At 67.9% G+C, this 22360-nt stretch carries 18 protein-coding genes and 5 pseudogenes; 10 read left to right on the forward strand and 13 right to left on the reverse strand.

The window, feature by feature from the left end; genetic code table 11:
• Nucleotides 1-109 precede the first annotated feature (109 nt).
• Nucleotides 110-748: an ATP-binding protein gene (locus OIU81_RS42560; protein WP_443073906.1), complete on the reverse strand. Its 639-nt coding sequence runs from the start codon at nucleotides 746-748 to the stop codon at nucleotides 110-112.
• Between the two features lie 186 nt (nucleotides 749-934).
• Here OIU81_RS42560 and OIU81_RS37705 point away from each other — a divergent pair, with 186 nt between their 5' ends.
• Nucleotides 935-1111 (forward strand): hypothetical protein, encoded by a 177-nt coding sequence (locus OIU81_RS37705; protein ID WP_329142613.1) that lies wholly within the window; start codon nucleotides 935-937, stop codon nucleotides 1109-1111.
• A 484-nt stretch (nucleotides 1112-1595) separates the two neighbouring features.
• On the opposite strand, the pseudogene OIU81_RS37710 reads toward OIU81_RS37705, so the two are convergent.
• Nucleotides 1596-1900 (reverse strand): annotated as a pseudogene (locus OIU81_RS37710) (Tn3 family transposase); the annotation flags it as partial.
• A gap of 539 nt (nucleotides 1901-2439) precedes the next feature.
• On the opposite strand from OIU81_RS37710, the gene OIU81_RS37715 reads away from it, so the two are divergent.
• A complete protein-coding gene (locus OIU81_RS37715) occupies nucleotides 2440-2997 on the forward strand; it encodes a hemerythrin domain-containing protein (protein WP_329142611.1) in 558 nt (185 codons plus the stop codon).
• Between the two features lie 221 nt (nucleotides 2998-3218).
• Nucleotides 3219-3545 carry a plasmid stabilization protein gene (locus tag OIU81_RS37720; protein WP_329142610.1) on the forward strand — a complete coding sequence of 109 codons (327 nt, stop codon included), beginning with the start codon at nucleotides 3219-3221 and terminating at the stop codon, nucleotides 3543-3545.
• Here OIU81_RS37720 and OIU81_RS37725 read toward each other — a convergent pair.
• Entirely contained in the window at nucleotides 3464-4501 is a 1038-nt protein-coding gene (locus OIU81_RS37725) for a SigB/SigF/SigG family RNA polymerase sigma factor (RefSeq protein WP_443073905.1), read from the reverse strand. The genes OIU81_RS37720 and OIU81_RS37725 overlap by 82 nt on opposite strands.
• A gap of 550 nt (nucleotides 4502-5051) precedes the next feature.
• Between OIU81_RS37725 and OIU81_RS37730 the strand changes: the two are divergent.
• From OIU81_RS37730 to OIU81_RS37755, 5 genes and pseudogenes are all read left to right on the forward strand, one after another.
• Nucleotides 5052-5225, forward strand: a pseudogene (locus OIU81_RS37730) (helix-turn-helix domain-containing protein); the annotation flags it as partial.
• 82 nt (nucleotides 5226-5307) lie between these two features.
• Complete coding sequence (locus OIU81_RS37735; RefSeq protein ID WP_329332009.1) at nucleotides 5308-5991, forward strand: IS630 family transposase; 684 nt, start codon at nucleotides 5308-5310, stop codon at nucleotides 5989-5991.
• A 261-nt stretch (nucleotides 5992-6252) separates the two neighbouring features.
• The gene (locus tag OIU81_RS37740) at nucleotides 6253-8550 is read left to right on the forward strand and encodes a SpoIIE family protein phosphatase (protein WP_329332011.1); all 2298 of its coding nucleotides are present in this window, start codon (nucleotides 6253-6255) and stop codon (nucleotides 8548-8550) included.
• A 69-nt stretch (nucleotides 8551-8619) separates the two neighbouring features.
• Nucleotides 8620-8919, forward strand: a pseudogene (locus OIU81_RS37745) (transposase); the annotation flags it as partial.
• A gap of 342 nt (nucleotides 8920-9261) precedes the next feature.
• Nucleotides 9262-10527, forward strand: coding sequence for an IS701 family transposase (locus OIU81_RS37755; RefSeq protein WP_443073911.1), 1266 nt, complete (start codon nucleotides 9262-9264; stop codon nucleotides 10525-10527).
• Nucleotides 10528-10658: 131 nt separating this feature from the next.
• Here OIU81_RS37755 and OIU81_RS37760 read toward each other — a convergent pair.
• The 5 genes and pseudogenes from OIU81_RS37760 to OIU81_RS37780 all read right to left on the reverse strand — a co-directional run bounded on the left by OIU81_RS37760 (nucleotide 10659) and on the right by OIU81_RS37780 (nucleotide 14771).
• Nucleotides 10659-11488 (reverse strand): IS5 family transposase gene (locus tag OIU81_RS37760; protein ID WP_443074114.1). Its coding sequence is split into 2 segments (ribosomal slippage): nucleotides 10659-11152 and nucleotides 11152-11488, totalling 831 coding nucleotides; the frame shifts between segments, so codons are not numbered across the junction.
• 246 nt (nucleotides 11489-11734) lie between these two features.
• Nucleotides 11735-12489 (reverse strand): annotated as a pseudogene (locus OIU81_RS37765) (IS6 family transposase).
• Nucleotides 12490-12671: 182 nt separating this feature from the next.
• The gene (locus OIU81_RS37770) at nucleotides 12672-13685 is read right to left on the reverse strand and encodes an NADP-dependent oxidoreductase (RefSeq protein WP_329142607.1); all 1014 of its coding nucleotides are present in this window, start codon (nucleotides 13683-13685) and stop codon (nucleotides 12672-12674) included.
• A 227-nt stretch (nucleotides 13686-13912) separates the two neighbouring features.
• A pseudogene (locus tag OIU81_RS37775) lies at nucleotides 13913-14071 on the reverse strand (TetR/AcrR family transcriptional regulator); the annotation flags it as partial.
• Nucleotide 14072: 1 nt separating this feature from the next.
• The gene (locus OIU81_RS37780; protein ID WP_329142605.1) at nucleotides 14073-14771 is read right to left on the reverse strand and encodes a type 1 glutamine amidotransferase domain-containing protein; all 699 of its coding nucleotides are present in this window, start codon (nucleotides 14769-14771) and stop codon (nucleotides 14073-14075) included.
• Nucleotides 14772-14933: 162 nt separating this feature from the next.
• Here OIU81_RS37780 and OIU81_RS37785 point away from each other — a divergent pair, with 162 nt between their 5' ends.
• Both OIU81_RS37785 and OIU81_RS37790 read left to right on the forward strand, forming a co-directional pair.
• The gene (locus tag OIU81_RS37785; protein WP_329142604.1) at nucleotides 14934-15893 is read left to right on the forward strand and encodes a LysR family transcriptional regulator; all 960 of its coding nucleotides are present in this window, start codon (nucleotides 14934-14936) and stop codon (nucleotides 15891-15893) included.
• A gap of 415 nt (nucleotides 15894-16308) precedes the next feature.
• Entirely contained in the window at nucleotides 16309-17085 is a 777-nt protein-coding gene (locus OIU81_RS37790) for a GntR family transcriptional regulator (protein WP_329142603.1), read from the forward strand.
• 337 nt (nucleotides 17086-17422) lie between these two features.
• Here the strand turns inward: OIU81_RS37790 and OIU81_RS37795 are convergent, their stop codons facing one another.
• The 5 genes from OIU81_RS37795 to OIU81_RS37815 all read right to left on the reverse strand — a co-directional run bounded on the left by OIU81_RS37795 (nucleotide 17423) and on the right by OIU81_RS37815 (nucleotide 22119).
• Complete coding sequence (locus tag OIU81_RS37795) at nucleotides 17423-18328, reverse strand: VOC family protein (RefSeq protein WP_329142602.1); 906 nt, start codon at nucleotides 18326-18328, stop codon at nucleotides 17423-17425.
• A gap of 201 nt (nucleotides 18329-18529) precedes the next feature.
• Nucleotides 18530-19228, reverse strand: coding sequence for a nuclear transport factor 2 family protein (locus OIU81_RS37800; protein ID WP_329142601.1), 699 nt, complete (start codon nucleotides 19226-19228; stop codon nucleotides 18530-18532).
• A 29-nt stretch (nucleotides 19229-19257) separates the two neighbouring features.
• Nucleotides 19258-19719, reverse strand: coding sequence for an SRPBCC family protein (locus OIU81_RS37805; RefSeq protein WP_329142600.1), 462 nt, complete (start codon nucleotides 19717-19719; stop codon nucleotides 19258-19260).
• A 257-nt stretch (nucleotides 19720-19976) separates the two neighbouring features.
• The gene (locus OIU81_RS37810; RefSeq protein WP_329142599.1) at nucleotides 19977-21161 is read right to left on the reverse strand and encodes an NADH:flavin oxidoreductase; all 1185 of its coding nucleotides are present in this window, start codon (nucleotides 21159-21161) and stop codon (nucleotides 19977-19979) included.
• Nucleotides 21162-21189: 28 nt separating this feature from the next.
• Nucleotides 21190-22119 (reverse strand): fumarylacetoacetate hydrolase family protein, encoded by a 930-nt coding sequence (locus tag OIU81_RS37815; RefSeq protein WP_329142598.1) that lies wholly within the window; start codon nucleotides 22117-22119, stop codon nucleotides 21190-21192.
• Nucleotides 22120-22360 lie beyond the last annotated feature (241 nt).

Genomic DNA, 22360 nt, shown 5'->3' on the forward strand with positions numbered 1-22360 from the left:
ATCGTTCGCGAGCTGCAGATACTCCTCGTGATCTGGACCGGCGCCTGTCCCACCTGTCACCGCGACATGCCAGACCCCGCACCAACATGACCAAGCCCTACTAGGTGTGCTACAGCGCCGGCGCCGCTCGTGACTCGGGCAGGGGCGCTGGCGGCTCAGGAACTGGCCAACGGGGTCGGCACCGCCTCCACTGCCGGCGCCGGCGCTGTAGCCCGGGAAGGGTGAACCAGAAGGTCTTGCTGTGCGGCGTCGGGTGGCAACCCCAGTCGGCGCTCAGCGAACGAAGCAGCGGCAGGCCGTGCGTACACTGCGCCGGAAGCCGGTCATCAGCCGCGCGGTGATCGTCCGCCGTACGCACTCTGTCCGCCATGCGGACCCCGTCCTCGGCAGTGGCCCCGCCCTCCGTGCCGCTATCCTCCGCCGCCCGCGCCGGACCAGAGCCGTACGGCGCCGTCTCCAATACCGCATTGCCCAGCCCCGACCGGGGGAACAGGTCGCCGAGCAGCCCGTCGATGAGCATCGGATCGTCGTCGTGCACCTCGATCCGGCAGCCCGTCTGCTGCAGCTCCACCACCAGCTCGATGGGGTCCGTGCCGTGCTTGAGGGCATTGGACACCAGCTCGTCGGTCAGCAGCATCGCAATGTTCTGGTCAACCGTCGCCCTCAGATCCTGCAGGGCGCTCTGGACCATCGCGCGGGCGATGGGGACGGCTGCCGCGCCGCGCGGCAATGCGATGCGCCAGGGCACAGGGGCGGAAGGTATCACCGTGTGCAGTGCATTCCGTTCGCAAGAGCCAGGCCGGTTGCCTGAGGTGATTCGGACGCCTCCCAGCGTAGAGAGTGCGAAGACGCCTGATCAGGGGCGTATGGCAGGTCCGCGCAGGGGCCTACGTCATGTGCGGCCGGGACCTTCGGCACGCTTGCCCGCGCCAAGATGAGCCGTTCAACCGCGTACGCCGACACCGCCAGCACCTGGTCCGGCTCGTTCGGTGTGCCCAGAGCCTCCGCGATCCGGTTTCACGCCTGGTATGGACTGATCAGCTCCCACGGCACCGAAGCCCGCACCGCGTCGGCGTCCATCGCCTCCACCGCAGCCCGCGACCGCTGCTAGGACGACACATCCGACTCCAGAATCAGACCGACGTGCCGGGCCCGCCGCCACGTCGTGACCGGCACTCCAGCTGCCTCGCCGCCTGGCCCTCGTTGCACTCGTCTCGTCGTGTCATCGGGCCTTGACGGCCGGTTCCCTGATCCGTTCCTACTCGGGCCCCCTACTCGGTGGCGCCGCTCCGCGGCGACTGAAAAGTCCTCGTCCATCATACCCATGGCCACCAGGAGTGCGCGGATCTCGCTGACGTGTCCCTGACGCAGGTCGCACATCTCGATCAGGGCTGGCGTCGAAGGGAGGACTCGGCTCCATGCAGCCGCCTCCTCGCGGCGGGTTGGTGGAGCGTCGCCATCGCCAGCTCGTGGACCATCTCATGCGCCACGTTGCCGGTGGAATTCCTCGAACTGCAGTTCGCCATGCTGTGCTCAACGACCCGTCGCCGCCCAGGTGTCGGCCGTCTGCCGCGGCGGGCGCGGCGGCCTGTGGGTCATTCGTCGGTGCCGTCGTCGTCATCGTCGAGGTCGGGTGCATCCGGGTCGCGCAGCGGGCGCAGGCCGCTGACCGGCTGGGAGGCGGTGAAGTTGTAGCGGCCCAGGACGTTGAGGTTCTTGTGCTCGAGCGGGGAGAGCCGGGCGACGTCCTCATCGCGGATCTGGGCGACGACGGCGAGCGGGTGCAGGGTCTTGGCGATGCTTCCGTACTCAGCGAACGCCTGCCCGAGCGGTGTGGGGTGGCCTCGCGGCCGAACTTCCGCAGCAGGTCGTAGGCGCGTACCTGGTTGGTGACCAGCGATCACTCACGAGCAGGGCGACGACCGAGGTGGTCAGGTCCTTCATGCGGGTCTTGCCGTCGCCCAGGTGCACGAAGGCTTCCAGGAACCCGGTCCAGCCGTGCACAATCTCAGTCCGGTGATACGGCCCGGAGTCGGTCTCGCCTCGGCCGGCAGTTCGGCCAGTCGGCCCTGCGCCCGCCGGGTGTCCTGGAGTTGAATACGGACGCAGGGCCTCCGGCCGCTTCCGGCCGGGACGACAGGCGCGCACCCAGCGCACCCAGGTTGATCTTCACCATCCGGGCGGCCTGTGTCTGCTCGCCACGCCCACCGGCATAAAGCGATGGGTATCGGGCGGCCACTTCCCGGGTGCTGCTTGAGCCGGCCGGTGCCCGGCGACAGAGCGCCGGCCTGCTCGGCAGTCGCGGCAGGCTGGGCACGGTCGGCTCGGCCAGATCACAAGGGGGCCAATTGGGTGCACGGCTGCATGGTGTCCACACGGGTTCGGGAAACCGTGGAGTGAGAGCCGGACGAGCCGGGTATTCAGGGAGAGGCGGATGTTGTGGGACACGGCGGCGATGTGATCGCGGAGCTGACCACCGACCATCGGGAGGTCGAAGAGCTCTTCGCACAGTTCGAGAACGCTCCCCCCGGGAGCGCGGACCGTAAGCGTCTGGTGGATGCTCTGACGATCGAGCTGGTGCGGCACTCCGTTGCCGAGGAGGAGTATCTCTATCCCGCGGTGCGTGAGCATCTGGAGAGGGGTGACACGCTGGCGGACAAGGAGCTCGCCGACCACTTCCGCGTCGAGAAGCTCCTCGACGATCTTCAAAAGCGCAATGTCGATGATCTCGACTTCGACCGGTTGATGGTAAAGCTCCGCACCGAGGTGGCAGCCCACATCCGTGCGGAGGAGAACGACCTCTTCACTCAGCTTCGCAAGGGCGTGAACCCCTACGTGCTGGAGCAGCTGGGCGACAAGGTCCGCCAGGCGAAGAAGAGCGCACCCACCCGCCCGCACCCGGGCGCTCCGAGCACGCCGCCGGTCAACAAGCTGCTCGCTCCGGGCCTGGGGCTGGTGGACCGGGTGCGCGATTACGTCTCCGGCCGCGGTAGATGACCGCCGACTCTGGGACGTCGAGGGCCACCGCGTGGTCGGCACGGTGGCTCTCGCCGATGGCGAGCGCGCCCTGCCCGCTCCGCGGGTTGTGACTCCTCCAAGCCTCTCCACTGGCTGACGCCATCCGGCGCCGCCCGGGTGGCGGTGCCGGCCCGCCGGACGTGGACTGGTGTGTAGCCGCGGCGAGGCCGCCGGGAACGACGAAGAGAGGGTGAGCAGCTGTGCCGGCAGGATCTAGCAGGAAACGTGAACGGCAGTACGAGCACATTAGGGAACAGGCCGAGGAGCGTGGATCCTCGCAGAAGCGGGCCAAGGAGATCGCCGCCCGCACGGTGAACAAGGAGCGCGCCCGCTCCGGCGAAGCCAAAACCGCCAGCAAGGCCTCTACTCGCGACCCGAAATCTTCCTCCCAGCGCGGCGGCGAACGCTCCCACCAAGGGGCCGGCGGCCCGACCAGAGATCAGCTCTACGCAGAGGCCAAGAGGAAGAACATCGACGGCCGCTCCAGCATGAACAAGGCCCAACTGCGCCGAGCCGTCGGACGCTGAACCGCACGGTTGCTCTCGCCTGGAGAGGCACGTTGAGCGCCGTTGCCGCTTCGCGGGGGAGCGGCAACGGCGCGCAGGGGGAGGCTGGGCGGCCAGTCAGTGACCAGCATCTTCTCCCGCAGGCGTGTGCAGAGGCGGGTGAGGAGGCGGGAGACGTGCATCTGGGAGAGACCGAGTTCTTTGCCGATCTGGGCCTGGGTCATCTCGGCGCCGAAGCGCAGTTCGAGGAGGGTGCGGTCGCGGTCGTCGGGTTCGGCCAGGTGCGGCTTGAGGGCCTGGAGGTCTTCGGCCAGGTCGAGGGCGGGGTCCTCGGAGCCGATGAGGTCGGCGACGAAGCCGGTTTGTCGCATGGCGCCGACGGCTTGGAGGGGCCGGTCGATGGAGACGCTGTCGTAGCCGTTGGAGGCCATGAGCCCTTCCGCCACCTCTTGCATATCGAGGTAGGCGGCGAGTTCGGCGGCGGAAGGCTCTTGGATCCCTTGCGCTTCGAGCTGTTCGCGGGCTTGGGCAAGGCCGATGCGCAGTTCCTGCAGGCGCCGGGGCACACTGACCGACCAGGTGGTGTCACGGAAGAACCGCTTGATCTCCCCCTGGATGTAGGGGACGGCTAGCGTCGTGAACGCCGCCCCGCGTGAGACGTCGTAGCGGTCGATGGCCTTGATCAGTCCGATGGTGCCGACCTGCAACATGTCCTGGGTCGTCTCCCCACGGCTGGAGAAGCGCCGGGCAGCGTAGCGCACTAAGGACAGGTTCGTCTCGATCAGAGTGTTGCGCACGTACTGGTACTCGTGCGTTCCCTGCTCCAGAGTGTCAAGGCGCGTCAGGAGCGCCTTTGTGAGCTCGGGCGTCGGAGGGGGCACGCGCCGGGGGGCGCAGTCCTGAGGCAGCACCGCCAGGGCCGGGGTCGACGGGGACTCCTGGCTGGCGCCTTCTGCCGTCGTGATGGGGTCGCTCATGGCCAGCTCCTTCCAGTTGCTGAGCCCCCGTCGTCAGGCCCCTACCCGTCGTCCTCGTCAGCACATCCGCCGGAGGCCTTGGTCGTCAGCCCCGAGATCCAGGGGCGCCACGGCCGGCGGTGGGGTGGGGCGTTCCGCCCTGGAGGAACAGGCGACCTGGACCTGCTCCAGCTCGCTGGCAACTGGTGTGAGTCGCATAGGACTTGGCGAGATCACCCAACCTGCCCCGTTCTGCGACTCGTCAGCTCACCCTTGACTTCGAACTAGTAGACAGTTGCGGCTAATTCTTGCTGTCGGGCAGTCTGTCCCTGTGGGTTGCTTTCCATCGGACAGGGGTGCCATGCCGTCACAGAAGAAGTATCCGGTCGCCTTGGGCGCGGAGGATCGCAAGGCGCTGGTGCGGGTGACCACTACGGGGGTGCACAGTGCGTCGATGATCAGGCGGGCGCGGGTGCTGCTCGCCCTGGATGCCGCTGCTGGCGAGGTCCCCTCCCGGGTGGTGGTCGCGGACCGGGCCGGGGTCTCGTGTGAGACGGTGCGCCTGGTCTCGATGCGGTTCACGGAGACCGGCGGGGATGTGTGGTCGACCGTCGGCCGCAAGAAGCGCCCCTTACCTCCGGTGCCTTCCCCGGTGACCGGTGAAGTCGAGGCCAGGCTGATCGCGCTGGCCTGCTCGACGCCGCCGAAGGGCCGCGCCCGGTGGTCGTTGCGCCTGCTGGAGAAGCACATCGCTCTGATCGAGGACATCCCGAACCTGGACCACACCACGATCGGACGGGTGTTAAAAAACGGAACTTCGCCCTCATGTGAAGCAGTGCTGGGTCATCCCGCCCCGCGCGAACGCGGCCTTCGCCGCGGCGATGGAGGACGTCCTCGAGGTCTACCGCCGCCCCTACGACCCGGCACGCCCTGTGGTGTGCATGGACGAAAAGCCCTACCAGCTGCTCGGCCACACCCGCGATCCGATCCCCGCCCGACCCGGCTGCGACCGCCGCGAAGACGGCGAGTACGTCCGGGCCGGCACCTGTTCGATCTTCTGCTGGACCGAGCCGCTGCGTGGCTGGCGGCGCGTGGACGGCCAGCCGCGCCGCACCAAAATCGACTGGGCACGCCAGGTCGAACACCTGCTGAACGTGGACTACCCCGACGCCGACAAGGTCGTGCTGGTGATGGACAACCTCAACACCCACACCACCGCCTCGCTCTACGAGGCGTTCGATCCGAAGAAGGCCTTCGCGCTGGCCCAGCGCCTGGAAATCCACCACACCCCCAAGCACGGATCCTGGCTCAACATCGCCGAGATCGAGCTGTCCGCGCTCACCCGCCAGTGCCTGGACCGCCGCATCGACGACATCGTCGTACTCAACGCCGAACTCACCGCCTGGCAGCAACAGACCAACCGCGACCAGCGCCAGGTCGACTGGCACTTCACCACCACCGACGCCCGCGTGAAACTACGCCACCTCTACCCGACAACACAGCAAAGCTAAGCCGCAACTGTCTACTAGCCCTCCCCAGAGCCCCAAAATGGCCATCTACCAGCGGTTTCCTTGGGGTCCGGCTGCCCGGTACCCGCTACCCACGCGGTCGGGTCGACCGGCGGTGCCCAGGGGGACGAACGTCCCTTGATTGCTGTCCAGCGCTGGGGCATTCTCGAGACCATGGCGGATCGTGTCGCGCCGTGCGGTGAAAGTGACCGGAGCGGCGGGAGTCCGGGCACGCCACTGGCTGTGATCGACGCGGGTGGTCGTGTGGTTGCGTGGAGCGCCGACGCGGCCCTGCTGGTCGGCCACGAGACTGCGGAGGCCGTCGGCCGCTCGCTGGACGGTCTACTGGGGACCCAGTCCCAATGGCTGACGTGCCCGGACGAGTGGCGTGGCGTGCTTGAGGTCCGGCACCGGGAAGGGCAGTGCCTGCAGGTGCCGGTCTCGGCCTACCGGCTCGGAAATGGCTCAGGGTCGCTCTGGCTACTGTTTCGGGAACCCGGTGAGGCCCTCCCTACGGAGCAGGTCCTGGCGGACTGGGTGCTGACGGATAATCCCGTCGCCGTTGCGGTCTACGACACCGGGATGCGCTGCGTCCAGCTGAACGATGCCATGCGGCGGCTGACCGGCGTGCCCGATGAGGAGAGGATCGGCCAGGGCCTGTCCGCGGTCCTGGCCGGGGGCGACGCCCTGGAGTGGGAGGCGCGTATGCGCCGGGTACTCGAGACGGGGCGGCGTGAGGAAGGCTTCCTCGTCCGAGGCCGAACCAAAGGTGACCCCGACCACGACAGGTGCTTCATTTCGTCTGCCTCCCCGCTGCGTGACGAGTCCGGGCAGATTGCCGGTGTGTGCGCCACAGTGATCGATTCGACCGAGCAGTACCGCGCCCAGGAGCGGCTGGCCCTGCTGGACGAGGCCAGCAGGGCCATCGGCAGCACCCTGGATGTGATGCGCACCGGACAGGAACTGGCCGATCTTGCAGTGCCGCGGCTGGCCGACTTCGTGAGCGTCGACCTGGTAGAAGGGCTGCTCAGTGGCGAGGAGCCGCCGCTGGTGCCGGTCATCGGGGCTGTGTTGCGCAGAGTGGCTCATCGTTCCGTTCGGGACGGCGAGCCCGAAGCAGTGGTCGCGGTGGGGGAGGCGGACTACTACACGGCGAACTCGCCACAGGCCCGCTGCCTGGCGACCGGGCGTTCCGTGCTGTATCGGACGGCGCGCCATGCGAACTCCTGGGTGCGGGAGGATCCCGTGCGCCAGGCCAAGAACGAGGAGTACGGATTCCACTCCTGGATCTTCGTGCCGGTGACCGCGCGGGGCGCGACGCTGGGTGTGGTGGGCTTCGTCCGCTCGCGTCATTGCGAGTTCTTCGAGGGCGAGGACCTCTCCCTCGCCGAGGATCTGGTGGCGCGGGCCGCCGTCTGCCTGGACAATGCCCGGCGTTATACCCGTGAGCACCTGGCGGCTCTTACGTTGCAGCGGAGCCTGATGCCCCAGCGGCTGCCGGAGCAGTCCGCCGTTCGGGCCGCCTTCCGCTACCTTCCGGGCGCCCCGGCGTTCGGGGTGGGCGGGGACTGGTTCGATGTGATCCCACTGTCCGGGGCACGGGTGGCGCTCGTCGTTGGCGACGTGGTCGGCCACGGTCTCCACGCGTCTGCCACCATGGGTCAGCTGCGCAGCGCCGTGCGGGCCCTCGCGGACGTAGACCTGGCGCCGGACGAACTGATGACCCGGCTCGACGACTTCGTCATCCGACTGGCATCCGAGTCCGAGACGGGAGCGGAGTCGATCGCGCCGGAGTTGGCCGGCGCCACCTGCCTGTACGCCGTATATGATCCGGTGTCGGGCCTGTGCTGCCTCGCCCGTGCAGGACACCTCCACCCAGCAGTGGTACAGCCGGACGGGACAGCGTCCTTGCTGGAACTGCCCGCCGGCCCTCCCCTGGGCCTGGGCGGACTGCCGTTCGAGTCGCTGGAAGTCGAGCTGCCCGAGGACAGCCTGCTCGCGCTCCACACAGATGGCCTGATCGACTCCCGGCGGCATGACATGGACGAAGGGCTCACAAGCCTGCTGCAAAACCTCTCGGGCGAGGCGATCTCGCCGGATGCTCAGTGCGCCCAGGTGGTCGGCGCACTACTCCCTGACTACCCGGCTGACGACGCCACCCTGCTGCTCGCCCGGGTCCAGCGCCTTGACTCCGACCAGGTTGCGTCGTGGAACGTGCCCGCCGCCTTCGAAGCAGTGCCTGAGATCCGTAGGCAGGTCATCCGCCGTCTGCGCCAGTGGGATCTGGAAGAAGCAGGCTTCACCACCGAGTTGGTGGTCAGTGAGCTGGTCACCAACGCCGTCCGGTACGGATGTGCCCCGATCGAGCTGCGGCTCATCCGCGATCGTACGTTGGTCTGCGAGGTCTTCGACGGCAGCGCTACCGCGCCGCACCTGCGCACAGCCCGTGTGTTCGACGAAGGCGGCCGGGGTCTGATGCTTGTCGCCCAGCTCACGCAGCGCTGGGGCACACGCCAGACTCCCCGCGGCAAGGTCATCTGGTGCGAACAGGCACTTCCCTGAGCAGACACGGGGAACGAACCGCAAGAGTGCAGCAGGGTGGAGCGTTCCCCTCTCCCCAGGTCCGGGAAAGGCTCCGGACGCGTGTCCCTGACCGGGCTGGTGTGCACCCGGCCCGGCACCCCGCATGCCCGGCTGATCTACCGGATGATCGTCCACCACAGCCGTAAGGACGAGAAGAAGGGCTTCCGCGAGAACGATCTCGCCCGTCTGCTGGACGCCGCGCACCAACAGCTCGGCGGCCCGATCGTGCTGGTGTGGGACAACGCCACCGCCCACACCGACCACGCGATGCGCGAGCTGATCGCCACCCGTTCCTGGCTCACCGTCTTCCGGCTCCCGGCGTATGCACCGGACCTGAACCCTGTAGATAGCCACTCAACATGCTGACGAACGGGCAGTGTTGTGCCATTGGTGATGTTGATGAGGAAGAGTTCACAAGAAGGTAATTGATCTTCTGGGTGCTGGGCGGCACCGTGATCATGTCCTGAACATGATCACGGCCCTCCCGCTCGTTTGGCGGCGTCCGGGAGGGCCGTGCGAGCGCCAACGGAGGGCGCTTTGGTCACGGTAGAGGTGGCAACTTCGGTTGTCGAACGGCGCCTGGTCGAGGGCGAGTTGTCGTGTCCGGGCTGCGGCGGGGTACTAGTAGGGCTTGGTCATGTGCGGTCCTTGATGGCGTGTCTTCTTGATCGGTCGTGTCGTTGACCGTGTGTGCTGAGTGGGGAGTTGGCTGCGGTCCGGTGTGATCTGGAGGACTTCGCGGCGGAGATGTTCGAGCCGTTCGCGCGGGCGGATCAGCGACGGTGGGGCGGGGTCTATCTGCGGGGCCTGCTGCTGGACGGCGGGCGCAAGTCGGTGGAGCCGATGGCCGCCCGCCTGGGCGAGGACGGGAACCGGCAGGCCCTGGCCCACTTCGTCACCTCCAGCCCGTGGGATGCGGCGCATGTGCGGGCCCGTCTGGCCTGGCGTATGCAGCCGGTCGTCAAACCCACCGCGTTGATCATCGATGACACCGGGTTCCTCAAGGACGGGGACGCGTCCGCGTGCGTGACCAGGCAGTACACCGGCACCGCGGGCAAGGTCACCAACTGCCAGGCCGGGGTCTCGCTGCACCTGGCTTCCAACGGCGCCTCGGCGGCGGTGAACTGGCGTCTGTTCCTGCCCGGGAGCTGGGATCCCGCCTCACCGAAGGCCGATCCGGCCAAGGTGGCCCGTCGTGACAAGTGCGCTATCCCCGCCCAGGTCGGCCATGTCGAGAAGTGGCAGCTGGCCCTCGACATGATCGACGAGACGCGGTCCTGGGGCATCGAGGTGCCCCAGGTCATCGCCGACGGCGGCTACGGGGACACCGCCGCCTTCCGGCTCGGTCTGGAAGAACGCGGCCTCGACTACGTGGTGGGCATCTCGACCACGACCACCGCGCAACCCGAGGACGCGCAGCCGTGCACCCCGGCCTTCCCCGACCGGGGCCGACGGCCGGCTCCTGCCTACCCCGAGCCAGCACAGAGGGTGAAGAGCCTGGTCATCGCGGCCGGTAAATCTTCCGCGCGGCCGGTGCAGTGGAGGGAGGGATCGCGGCCCGGCAGTGGCCGCAGCGGACACAAGCGCATGTACTCGCGCTTCGTGGCCCTGCGGGTCCGGCCCGCCGGACGTGAGATCCGCAAGGCCACAGCCGCCACCGAGCTTCCGGTCCGCTGGCTGCTGGCCGAATGGCCCGCCAACCAGGACGAGCCCGTGCAGTTCTGGCTCTCCAACCTGCCTGAGACCACCTCGTTGCCCGTCCTCGTGCGCACCGCGAAGCTCCGCTGGCGCATCGAGAACGACTACCGCGAGATGAAACAGGCCCTGGGCCTGGCCCACTTCGAAGGCCGAACCTGGCCAGGCTGGCACCACCACGTCACCCTCGTCTCGGTCGCGCACGCCTTCTGCACCCTTCAGCGACTGAGCCGATCCCCAAAAGAGACGGCGTCGGCCTGAGCCTCTACCGAATCGTTCGCGAGCTGCAGATACTCCTCGTGATCTGGACCGGCGCCTGTCCCACCTGTCACCGCGACATGCCAGACCCCGCACCAACATGACCAAGCCCTACTAGGAGTTGTCGTCAAATGTCACGCCCACATCAGGAGCGATGCGAGGGTGACGGCTGCTTGGTAGGACTCGGCGGTCTTGTCGTACCGGGTCGCGATGCCTCGCCACTGCTTCAGGCGGTTGAAGCACCGTTCCACGACGTTGCGACGCTTGTAGAGCTGCTTGTCGAAGGCCGGCGGGCGCCCGCCGTGGCTGCCGCGCCGGAGCCGGTTGCGGATCTGGTCGGCCCGCTCGGGGATGGTGTGGCCGATGCCGCGCCGTCGCAGCCAGGTGCGGATGGCTTTGGAACTGTAGCCCTTGTCGCCCAGCACATGGGCGGGCCGCACGCGGGGCCGTCCCGGGCCGATACGGGGCACCCGTATCGCTTCCATCACGGCGGTGAACTGGGTGCAGTCGTTGGTGTTGCCGCCCGTCACGGTGAACGCGAGCGGGCGGCCGAAGGCGTCGCAGGCGAGATGAATCTTGCTGGTCAGGCCGCCTCGGGAGCGTCCGAGGCCGGGGCTGCGAAGCCCCCTTTTCGGGCCCCAGCGGCGTGCTGGTGAGCGCGGACGACGGTGGAGTCGACCGACACCAGCCAGTCGACATGCCCCACTGCGTCCGCCTGCGCCTGGGCGGTCTTGAGCATCCGCTCGAAGGTGCCGTCCGCCGCCCACCGGCGGAAGCGGGTGTGCAGCGTGGCCCACGGCCCGTACCGCTCGGGCACATCCCGCCAGGCCGTCCCGGTGCGGAACTTCCACACGATCCCGTTGAGGATCCTTCGGTCGTCCAACCTCTTCCGCCCCCGCAAGGACGCGGGCAGCAGCGGCCGGACGAACTCCCACTCGGCATCGGACAGTTCATGGCGACGTATCACCCAACCATGATCCACTACTCAAGATCATTTGAAGACACGACCTAGAGTACTAGGCCCTGGCTGCAAGCCAGGGCCTAGTCTGCGGCGTTCAAGTCGGCTCGACCGTGTCGCAGTGCACCAGGTCGCGCCCCGATGAGCGAACCTCCCCACGGCGAACATGTGTTGAGGTACTGCCGCTGCGCTAGCTGATTCCCCAGTAACGGAGTTGTCAACTTGTTGACCGAGACGCTGGGTGAGGGTGTGTCAGGGCATAGTGGGACTGGATGTCGGCTGGGTGTTCAGGGTGGGGTGGGCAGGCCGGTGGTCCCGATGATCTGCCTCCAGACGGTGAAGCGGTGGCGCATTTCGGTGCGGTAGTCGGTGGCGGCGGGGTCTGAAGTGCGGAGTGACCGTGCTGAATACCGCCAGGAACCGTTGTGCTCCGCCGGCGGAGTGGAAGCCTTTCATCGCGTGTTCCCGTTGCCTGGTGGGCTGGTGGCTGTTCTCGGCCCGGTTGTTGAGGCATTTCGACTGTGTTCCACGGAGGGCATGACCTCGCGGTGGGCCGCACCATAGGAGCGGAGTCTGTCGGTGACCACCACCCGCGGTGTGCGGGACTGTTTCTTCAGCAGCTTGCGGAAGAAGAGCCTGGCCGCGGTCTTGTCCCGGCGGCTCTGCACGAGGATGTCCAGCACGTTGCCGTCCTGGTCGACCGCCCGCCACAGGTACTTCCGCTCGCCGCCGATCGTGACGAAGACCTCGTCCAGATGCCACTTGTCCCGGGCCGGGCCGCCGGCGCCGCAGCGCGCGGGCATAGTCGGGCCCGAACTTTGCACACCACTGCCGGATGGTCTCGTGGGAGACGATCACGCCGCGGGCGAGCATGAGCTCCTCGACCTCACGGAAACTGAGCGGGAAGCGGTGGTACAGCCACACACAGTGCGCGATGATCTCCGCCGGTACCGGAAGCCTTTGTACGACGGCGCCCCAGACTCCACGAACAGTCCCTCCCCGGCCATCCCACGATCAACCCGACGATCGTCCCACAGACGGCCCCTCAGCCAAGTTGACAGTGCCCGCCGGACGGATGCCTCAGGAGGCCCGGGCTTCGACGTCTCAGGTCCTGGTCGGCTGGCGGATGGCGTCGGCGGCGGGACTGCCACAGGGGCGAGCCCGCCGCCGAGGTTGTTCGGGTCGCTCGTCAGTGGTGATTCAGCCGGACGAGCATCTTCCCGATGTTGCCGCCGCGCATCATGGACAGGAAGGCGGCCAGGGTGTTCTCGATGCCGTCGATGATGGTCTCGTCGGCGCGCAGGGAGCCGTCGGCGAGCCAGGCGGCGGCCTGGCCGACATACTCGGGCATCAGGTCGAAGTGGTCGCCGACGTTCATGCCGCGCAGGTTGATGCGGTTGCCGATTGCCAGCGGCAGGTTGTTCGGGCCGGGCGGGAGTTCGGTGGCGTTGTACAGGGAGATCGCGCCTATGAGGGCGACGCGGCCGCGCAGGTTCATTGCGCCGAGGGCGGCCTGGAGGTGGTCGCCGCCGACGTTGTCGATGTAGACGTCGATGCCTTCGGGGGCGGCCTTGGCGAGCTGCGCGGGCAGGTCGCCCTCGCGGTAGTCGATCGCGGCATCGAAGCCGAAGTCCTCGACCAGGCGGCGGGCCTTCTCCGGGCCGCCGGCGGAGCCGATGACCTTAGCGGCGCCGAGCTTCCTTGCGATCTGTCCGGCGACGGAGCCGACCGCGCCCGCTGCCCCGGAGACGAAGACGACATCGCCGTCCGTCACCGGCGCGGTGTCGGTGACGCCGGCGTAGGCGGTGAGCCCGGTGGTGCCGAGTACGCCAAGGTAGGCCTGGGCCGGGGCGAGGGTGGTGTCGAGCGTCTGTGCGGCGGCCGCGTCGAGCAGCGCGTACTCGCGCCAGCCGGCGAAGTGCGAGACGGGCGTGCCGACCGGGATCGCCTCGGTTTCGGAGGCGACGACCACGCCGACGGCGCTTCCGGTCATGGTCTCTCCCAGTTCGAACTGCGGGATGTAGGAGGGACCCTCGTTCATCCGGCCGCGCATGTAGGGGTCGACGGAGAGCCAGGTGTTGCGGACCACGATCTGGCCCGGGCCCGGGTCGGGCACGGTGACGGTGGTGTAGGCGAAGTCGGCGGGCGTCGGCTCGCCCATCGGACGGGCGGCGAGCTGCCATTCACGGCTGGAGAAGGGCATGAAGGTACCTCGGATTCGTGGTCAGGGAAAGGCGGACAGAACGGGAACGTGCGGCGCCGGTCAGTTGCGGGTGGCGAGCCCGGCGTGGAGGGCGTCGGCGGCGCGACACACGAGCCGTCGCGGCTCGGGCGCGCTCTCCAGGCCGACAAACGCGGGTGGCCGATGCCCGGGCCCGGCCGAGTGCCTGCCAGTACTGCAACCACACCTCACCGGGAGGCAAGCAGTCAGAAGGATGCCTCCTTGTTGCGCACGTACGGGTAGATCGCCGCCCGCGACACGCCCTTCTCGATGGCGATGTCGTCCATCGTGGTGCGGCGCACCCCGTACCTGGTCAGGCAGGTGCAGGCGGTAGCCAGCACCTCGTCGATGCGGTCGGCGGGCGGCATGTCAGGCCAGCTTCTTGAGCAACTCCGCGGCCAACGGGCCGGAGGACGCGGGGTTCTGGCCGGTGACGAGGTTGCGGTCGACGACCACGTTCGACACCCACGGCTCGCCGACCCGGACGTCCACGCCGGCCTCGACAAGGCGGGTCTCCAGCAGCCACTTCGCCTTGTCGGCGCGGCCGGCCTGGATCTCCTCCGCGTTGGTGAAGGCGGCGACCCGGTAGCCCTTGAAGGAGTTGGCGCCGTCCTCCTCGACGGCGGCCAGCAGCGCGGCCGGGCCGTGGCAGACGACGCCTAGCGGCTTGCCGGACTTCAGCGCCAGGGTCAGCAGCTTCCCGGAGTCGGCGTTGACAGCCAGGTCCTCCATCGGGCCGTGTCCGCCGGGGTAGAAGACGGCGTCGTAGTCGCCGAGGTTCACGTCCTCGAGCCGGATCGGGTTCTGGATCTCGGTGATCGAGGCCAGGATGTCCGCGATCTTCTTCGCTCCCTCCTCGCCGCCGTTGACCTGGGGCGCCAGGCTGATGGCGTCCACGGTCGGGACGACACCGCCCGGGGTGGCGACGACGATCTCGTGCCCGGCGGCCTTGAAGGCCTCGTACGGGGCGACGGCCTCCTCGGCCCAGAATCCGCTGGGGTGCTTGGTGCCATCGTTCAGCGTCCAGTAGTCGACGCCAGTCATCACGAAAAGGATCTTCTTCGGCATGATGTGGTCTCCGGGATTCGAGGTTCACGCCCTGCACGCTCAGCACTCTGAACGCCAGTGCGTTGATGTCTCGAAAGTAGACCTTCTCAAGCATCGGGACCAATGAGCACATCGATGCCAGGTATCGGGATTTCGATGCCTTTCCGGGAATAGAATCGACCCATGAACGATCGCGACGTCCCGGGGTCGGCACCGCTGGACCTGAACCTGCTGCGCACCTTCCTGGCGGTGCACCGCTCCGGCTCATTCACGGCTGCCGCCCACCACCTCGGCCTCTCGCAGTCGACCGTGACCACGCAGATCAAGGCTCTGGAGCACCGTCTCGACCGCGAGCTGTTCGAACGCCGCGCCCGCAGCGTCACCCCGTTCCCCTTCGCGGACGAGTTCGCCGCACAGCTGTCCGCCCCGCTCGACCAGCTCGCGCACGTCGCCGGCGAGACGCCCGGCCCCGTCGCGGCATCGGTGTACCTCGCGGGACCAGCAGAGTTCCTGTGCACCGTCCTGCTCGCAGTGCTGGCTCCCCTCACAGCCGACGGCGTCCGGCTGCGGGTGACCACCGGGCTGACCGCCCCGCTGCTGGACGAGCTGCGCGCCGGCCGCCACGATCTCCTCGTCACCACCCAGCGCCCCCGCATCCGCTCCCTGCACGCCGAACCGCTCGCCGACGAGGAGTTCGTCCTGGTCGCGGCTCGCCCGTGGGCGGAGCAGCTGACGGGGCAGGAGCTGCCGAACGCCCTGCAGGAACTCCCGCTGGTCACCTACGCCGAAGACCTGCCGATCGCCCGCCGCTACTGGCGGCACGTCTTCGGCACCCGCCTCCAGGCCCAGGCCGCGGTGACGGTCCCGGATCTGCGCGGCGTCCTCACCGCCGTCACAGCCGGCGCGGGGTGGAGCGTGCTACCCAGCTACCTGTGTCGCGCCGAACTCGCCTCCGGCGCGCTACAGCTCCTCCACGAACCGGAGGACCCTCCCATCAAAACCGCCTACCTCGTCCAACGCCCCGGCGGCTCCACCAATCCGCACGTGGCCCTCGTACGTGACCGGCTGATGACCGCAGCCAAGACCTTCGGCCGGGCAGCTCCTCCAGACGACGGAGCCGATAGCGCACGGTGTTGGGATTGACGAAGAGGTTGAAGCCCACGGGGGCTTGAGGTGTGTCTCTCACAGTGCCGTCGGTGATGCCCTGTTCACGATGAGGTTCCCCCGTTGATCTGGACACCTGGGCACTGGGACGTGTGAGCCCGGGGAAAGCTGCTCTTATGCGACGCCGTCGGCCAGCGGACTTCCCGTACCCGAGAGGCTCTGTGGCAGCGGGTCGGTAGCGCCACCCCCGACGCGCAGGTCTCGCGCGCCGGTGCGGTAGCCGGAGCGGGTGAGATCACCGATCAAGGGAGGGATGCATTGCCGTGAGAAACACCGCGAAGCCCAAGTGAAGCTGTTCGGTCAAGCGATAGACGCTCCCAGGTATGCCTGCTCCTGACCACGGATTCATCTGACGGCTACGGAATGTGTATGCACCTACGTCATAATGAGTGTCATGCCTCAGCCGACAATCCGCATACCGGGCATCGAGCCGTTGAACCTGCCTGGCACCCGGCAGTCGATCGCCCCCCTGCACGCCTTCCTGCGTGAGTGCATCGTCGACGGCCGACTGCCGCCGGGCACCACGCTGTCGCAGGTAGCACTCGGTCGGCAACTGGGTGTAAGCCGCACACCGGTGCGGGAAGCGTTGCGCATGCTGCAAGAGGAGGGCCTCGTCGAGGCGGAACCCAATCAGCGGATGCGCGTGGCGGGCATCGATCCGGCCGAGCTGGACGCCACCTACGCGCAACGCATCCTGCTGGAAACTCTGGCGCTGACCATGACCTTCGACAGGTTCGGGCCGCGACAGAGACGAGAGGCCGAAGCGCGCGTCACGGCCATGCAGGCGGCCTCGCGGGCCAAGAACACGGAAACGTGGTTCGTCGCGCACGGTGAATACCACGGTCTGCTCACAGCCGGCGCGAGTGAACCGTTGCAGCGCCAACTGCGCGCGCTCTCCGACCGGAGCGCACGCTATATCCGAATAGCGCTGAATTTCGACCCCGAGAGCTGGTCTACTTCCGGCGATATCGAGCACCCGGCGATCTTGGAAGCAGTCATCGCGAACGATCGTGATGCAGCAGTGTCGTGTCTGGCACACCATCTGGAGCGAACAGCGCTGCGTGTCATGCACGAGCACGCCCCCGACCACGATCCTGAAACGGTGACCCGGGCGATGGCATTGGTGAATGCCGGTCCCGCGCCCTGGCCAAGGGCGGACGAAGCAGCGTGAAGGCCGTGTCCCCGTCACCGGCGAACGCCTGGTACGGTCCGGCTCGTTGCCGGTCTCAAGCCCGAGGCCGCTTCAGGCGCGCCGGTCGGCTTGTGTCCCCACCGCTGCGTCGCGGACCAGTTGACGAGCCCGCAGCCACAACCAGAACGCGCGGGGGAGCCGAGCTGACGAACGACCGGTTCACGCCCGTGTCCAGAAGGCAGGGCGAGCTGAGCTGAACCGCAGGGAATGAGCCGGGCGGAAGAAAGCGCTCATCGATTTCCCCGTAAGGGTGCTGGGGCCGGTCCATTGGGCCGGCCCCAGCACCCTTACGGCTGTTTCTACCGTTCTGCGCGTGTCACTCCGGCTTCGGCTCGAAGTTCTGCATGAACTCCTCCGGCATCAGTGGACACCACACCGCAGGGGGGACGTCCCAGTCCTGCCCCTTCCAGTTCTCGGTGATCTGGTCGATGTCGGAGAAGTACTCGATCCAGCTGCCCCACGGGTCCCGTACGTAGTGGAACAGGTTGGAGCCCAGGGTGTGTCGGCCCAGGCCCCAGCCGACAGTGTGTCCTTTGTCCGCCATGATCTGCGCACCCATCGCCAGTTCGTCGAGGTTGTTGACCTCCCAGCTGGAGTGGTGCAACCCCGGGTGGCTGCTCTGGACGAACCCGAAGACGTGGTGGTCGCCGGGGCCCGAGTTCATGAACACGGCCTTGCCGGTGATCCGGTCCGACAGCCTCAGACCGAGGGTGCGCTCGTAGAAGTCCTGCGAGCGGTTCACATCGGAGGAGAAGATGAGCATGTGCCCCAGTCGGCGCGGGCGCGGTGCGGCATTCGCGGTCGGCCAGTGGGCCTCGTCCACCCGTTGGTAGTCGCCGGCCATGTTCTGTTTGAAGGGTTCCGCGGCGCGTGGCAACGCCAGTTCCTGCTCGCGTACGTTGATCGCGTTTCCGTCCGGGTCGCGGAACCACAAGCCGCCCTCAAGGCCGCCTGTCGGTGCGTCCTGTAGGGCGATGCCGAGGGATTCGAGGTGACGCTGCAGCTGGGGCAGCGAGCCGTGCGGCGCCGCGAAGGCGACATGGTGCAGACGCTTGTCGTGTCCCTCGACGAGCAGGGTCTGGTCCTGACCGCGCCCGTCGCAGCGGACGACCAGTTGGTTGTCGCGCTCGTCCACGGCCAGGCCGAAGTCGGAGTAGAAGTCCCTGCCCTGGGCCAAGTCGGGCAGTTGGAGGCCGTAATGCAGAAGGCCACTGACGTGCATGGTGCGTTCCCTCATCAGTCAGTCCGCCCCGGGGTGAGGGGCGGACGGTTTGGTCACTTGCCGGTCGCAGCGGCGCCGGACACAAAGCCATAGACCGTCTGGTCGTCGTAGGCGTGCCCGGAGCCTGCGGAGCGGGGGAGGGGGCGGCTGCCCGCTTCCCCGCTCCGCTCCGAGGTGGGGGCCGGAGTCGGTCCGGCGTACTCAGCTCCGTGAGAAGCACTCGAATATGGTGTTGAGGGGTCGCTGCCTCCTTGGCCTCGTGCCGTGGCGCCGGACGGTCGCCGGACCGGTGGCGTTGCCCCGACGGCTTTGTCGGGCCCGCTGCGTCCGGCCCGGCTTCCTCGCGGTCGGCGCCGATCGTGCCGGCGCGCGAGCACAGCGCTCCCACTCTGTCGTCGGCCAGCCGGCCGGAAGCAGTGCCAGCGCCTGCTCTACCGATGGTGACGACGGCCGTGCGCCCGGCGAGCTGACCGGTAACTCTTGCAGGTCCTCGGCTGGAGCTATGACCGACTCGGTGTCGAGGGTCGCGAACAGGACGGCGGCGTCAATGTGGATCCGCAGCGAGGTGATGAGGCCGGCGGAGGTGCGTTCGATGACCGTGACGCACGGGAGAAGCACCTCGGCGCCGCCTCGAGTGAAATAGCGGACACGGGCTTCGAGTACGAGGGTGGTCGGGTCGAGCTGCCAGCGGTTGCGCCACTCGTGTTCCATCTTGGTGAGCGCCGCGCGCAGGTTTTCCAGCACTTCGCGCACGGCGGGATGGCCGATGGCAGGCGGGGTGCCGCCGAAGACGATCTCTCCGTCGGGGGCAAACCGGTCGAGGACGCGCTGCGTGTCCTGGGCGTCGACGTCGGCGTAGAAGGAGTCGATCCAGCTGATCGTGTCGGAGTCGTCAGACATCTTTGTCGCTCCGTCCGGGCTGTTGGGTGTCAGGCCGCGTCGGCGGTCGCGAGTCGACGCACTGCGTCTCTGGTGGCGGTCACGGCCCGGGCGTAGTCGTCGGTCATGGTCTTGGCGAACGCCTCCTCCGCCTCGGAGCTGCCGGGGACTCCCACGAGGGCCAGGGCGAAGCTGAAGCGCAACTGCATGTCGTCGCCGTCGCACTCGATCTCGTTGGAAAGGGTCCCGAGGACCGGCCCCGACAGGCGGGTGAACACCACCCGGTGGGGCTCGTCGAGCGTGATGCGCTCTCGGAATGCGTCGCCCCGGATGCGGATGTCGCGGTCGAAGCTGCCGTCCTCGTGCCTGGCAACCACGGTGCAGTCGCTCATCACGGCAACGAACGGGAGGGCATTGTTGGCCTTTCGGACCAAGCCATCCCACACCGCCGCACGGCTGAGGCGGGGGGCTCCCGGCTCGTTGACGGGCACTGTATGGCTTACGAAGATCATCAGACCTCCTCTTTCAGCCGGCGGCGTTGCCGGCTCTGAGAGAACGAAAGTGCAAAGGCGCCGTTATGACGCTCGCGCGGGCGGACAACGCTGCCGGACAGTGGGTGCAGTCGGGCCGTGCCACGTGTCTTTCGGCGAGGACCGGAGGCAGTGATGCAGGGAGCCGGTGCGCGTGTGGATGACGCCTGGTTCGCCGGAGGTGCCGAAGAGTTCTTTTGCTGATCGGGCGGCATCGTCGATGTCCTCGGCCGAGGTCGTCATGCGGGGGGCCCTTCGTCGTAGCCGAAGAAGCCTCGCGTTTGAGCGGTCTCGGGCCAGTGGTTGCAGAGGGCTCCGGTCAGCTGTGTCTGCAGGCACAGGGGCGGGTTGCAGGGACAGGTGCGTCGGGCCTCGGGGGTCCCGGCCTGCACTCTTGTCGGCCAGTCGGGGTCGACGAAGAGGGGGCGGGCCAGGCCCACAGCCGATCCCTGGTGCGTTTGGAGGGCGCGCACTGCCTCACGGGGGTCGCCGAGACCGCCGTTGGCGACGACCGGGATCCTCACCGCACGCTGCAGAGCGGCCGAGTCATCGAGCGAGAAGCCCGGCTTGGCCAGCATGCCCGCGTTGTGAGGCATGCGCATGGTCTCGAACGTGGCGGGAATGGCGAAGAGGAATGCTGCGCCTTCGCTCTCCAGCAGCGGAGCCAGCCGCTCGGCGTCGTCGAGGCTCCATCCACCCTCGACCCGCTCGTCGCTGAGCAGATGCACTCCGACAACGAAGTCCGGGCCGGTGTTGGCGACGATACGGCGTACGACCTCGAGCAGAAACCGCGTTCGGCCGACGAAGTCGCCGCCCCATTCGTCGGTGCGCTGATTGGTACGCGGAGACAGGAACCCGGAGATGAGGAAGCCCTGTGCGGCGTGTACGTCCACGCCGTCGAACCCGGCACGCTCGCACAGTTGCGCGGCACGCACGAACTCCTCAATGGATTCTTCGATCTCCTCAGGCGTGATTTCCTGCGGTGTGACGACCCGGCCCCGGGTCAGTTCGAAGGGGATCGCGGAGGGAGCGAGCCGGCGGCGGCTCTCGTACTCCTCCCAGGGCCCGGCGTACCGGCCGGCATGGACGATCTGGACGATCGAGAGGGCGCCGTGGCGACGGATCTCGGCAGCCAACTGCTGCAGTCCGGGCAACTGGTCCTCGTCGCTCACCAACGTCTGCAGCGGCATCTGGCGGCCTGCGCTGCTGATCGCGAAGTTCTCTGTGACCACGACTCCGGTGCCGCCCTGCGCGCGGCGGGCGTAGTGCTGGATTTCCCTTTCGGTCACCGTGCCGTCGGGGTTGGCGTATCCGACGGACATGGGGGCCTGGAAGATCCGGTTGCGGGCGGTGCGCCTGCCCAGGCTCAGTGGTGTGAACAGCGGCGCGAAGTCCGCTGCGACGTCGGCTGAGCTCGTGCTCATGGTGGAGGTCATCCCAGCTCCAGGTCTCTCAGGCCGCCTGCGGGGCGGGTGGCTCCTCGGCATGCCCTACGTGGTTGCGCAGGGAGCCCAGTGGTTCGATGTCGATGTGCAGCTCGTCGCCGGGACTCAGCGAGAGACCCTTCGCGACGCCGACCCCGGCGGGGGTGCCGGTGGCGAGCACGTCTCCGGGCTCGAGGGTCATCAGGGAGCTGGCCGCCGCGATGAGCCGTGCCACGCTGAAGATCATGTCCCTGGTGTTGCCGTCCTGTTCCAGCACGCCGTTGCGCCACAGGCGTATCGGCAGCGACTGCGGGTCGGGTACGAACCAGGAGGGCGTCACCCCGGGGCCGATCGGGCTGAAGGTGTCCTGTCCCTTGGACCCCAGCCAGTCGTAGGCGAAGGGTGGAGCCAGGGGGTTTTCCCGGGCGTGGAGGCCGCGTGCCGAGATGTCGTTGACGATCGTGTAACCCGCGACCGCCTCCAGGGCCCGCTCCACCTGCACACGATGGGTACGCCGCCCGATAACGACGCCCAGCTCGGCCTCCCAGTCCACCCGGGCACCCGGGCCGTCCGGAATCTCGATCAGGTCGTCGGGTCCGACGATCGTGGTCGGTGGCAGCAGGAAGAAGTACGGCTCCATGCCGGGCGGCACCTCGTCGACGCCCATCTCCCGGAGATGGTCGCTGTAGTTCGCGCCCGCGCAGACGAGTTTGGTGGGGGAGGGGATCGGCGTCAGGAGCCGCACCCCGTCCAGGAGCTTCCCCTGCGAGGGCTGCCAGTCGCGCAGCACCGGTTCCAGCTCCGCCCAGTCACGTAGCGCTGCTCCCACGTCCGGGTAGCGCGCCAGGACCGGGTTGTGCCACACGCCCCCCTCGGTATCGGCGACCGCGACGAACGACTCGCCTGGTTCTGGGCTGCGGTCCCCAGGACTGCAGGTGACCAGACTCCACACGGGCATGTGAACTCCCGAAGCTCGAAATAGTTGGCTGCCCTATCATTTGGAGGCTCCACGATAAAAGCGCCCCTGATCGGCCATGACCCCCAGAGTGCATACAGTTTCGCGGAGAGTCAATAGGTCGACCAAGGGTTGACTTCGACCCACGAAAGTGCACACAGTTTGCGCAGTGGATGGCCGGGCCGGTCCGGCGTGCACATCAACTGATCCGATCGGAGAGCGCCAATGACGGACCTGATCGCCC

It is taken from the genome of Streptomyces sp. NBC_01454 (assembly GCF_036227565.1).
In the GTDB taxonomy this organism is placed as follows: Bacteria; Actinomycetota; Actinomycetes; order Streptomycetales; family Streptomycetaceae; genus Streptomyces.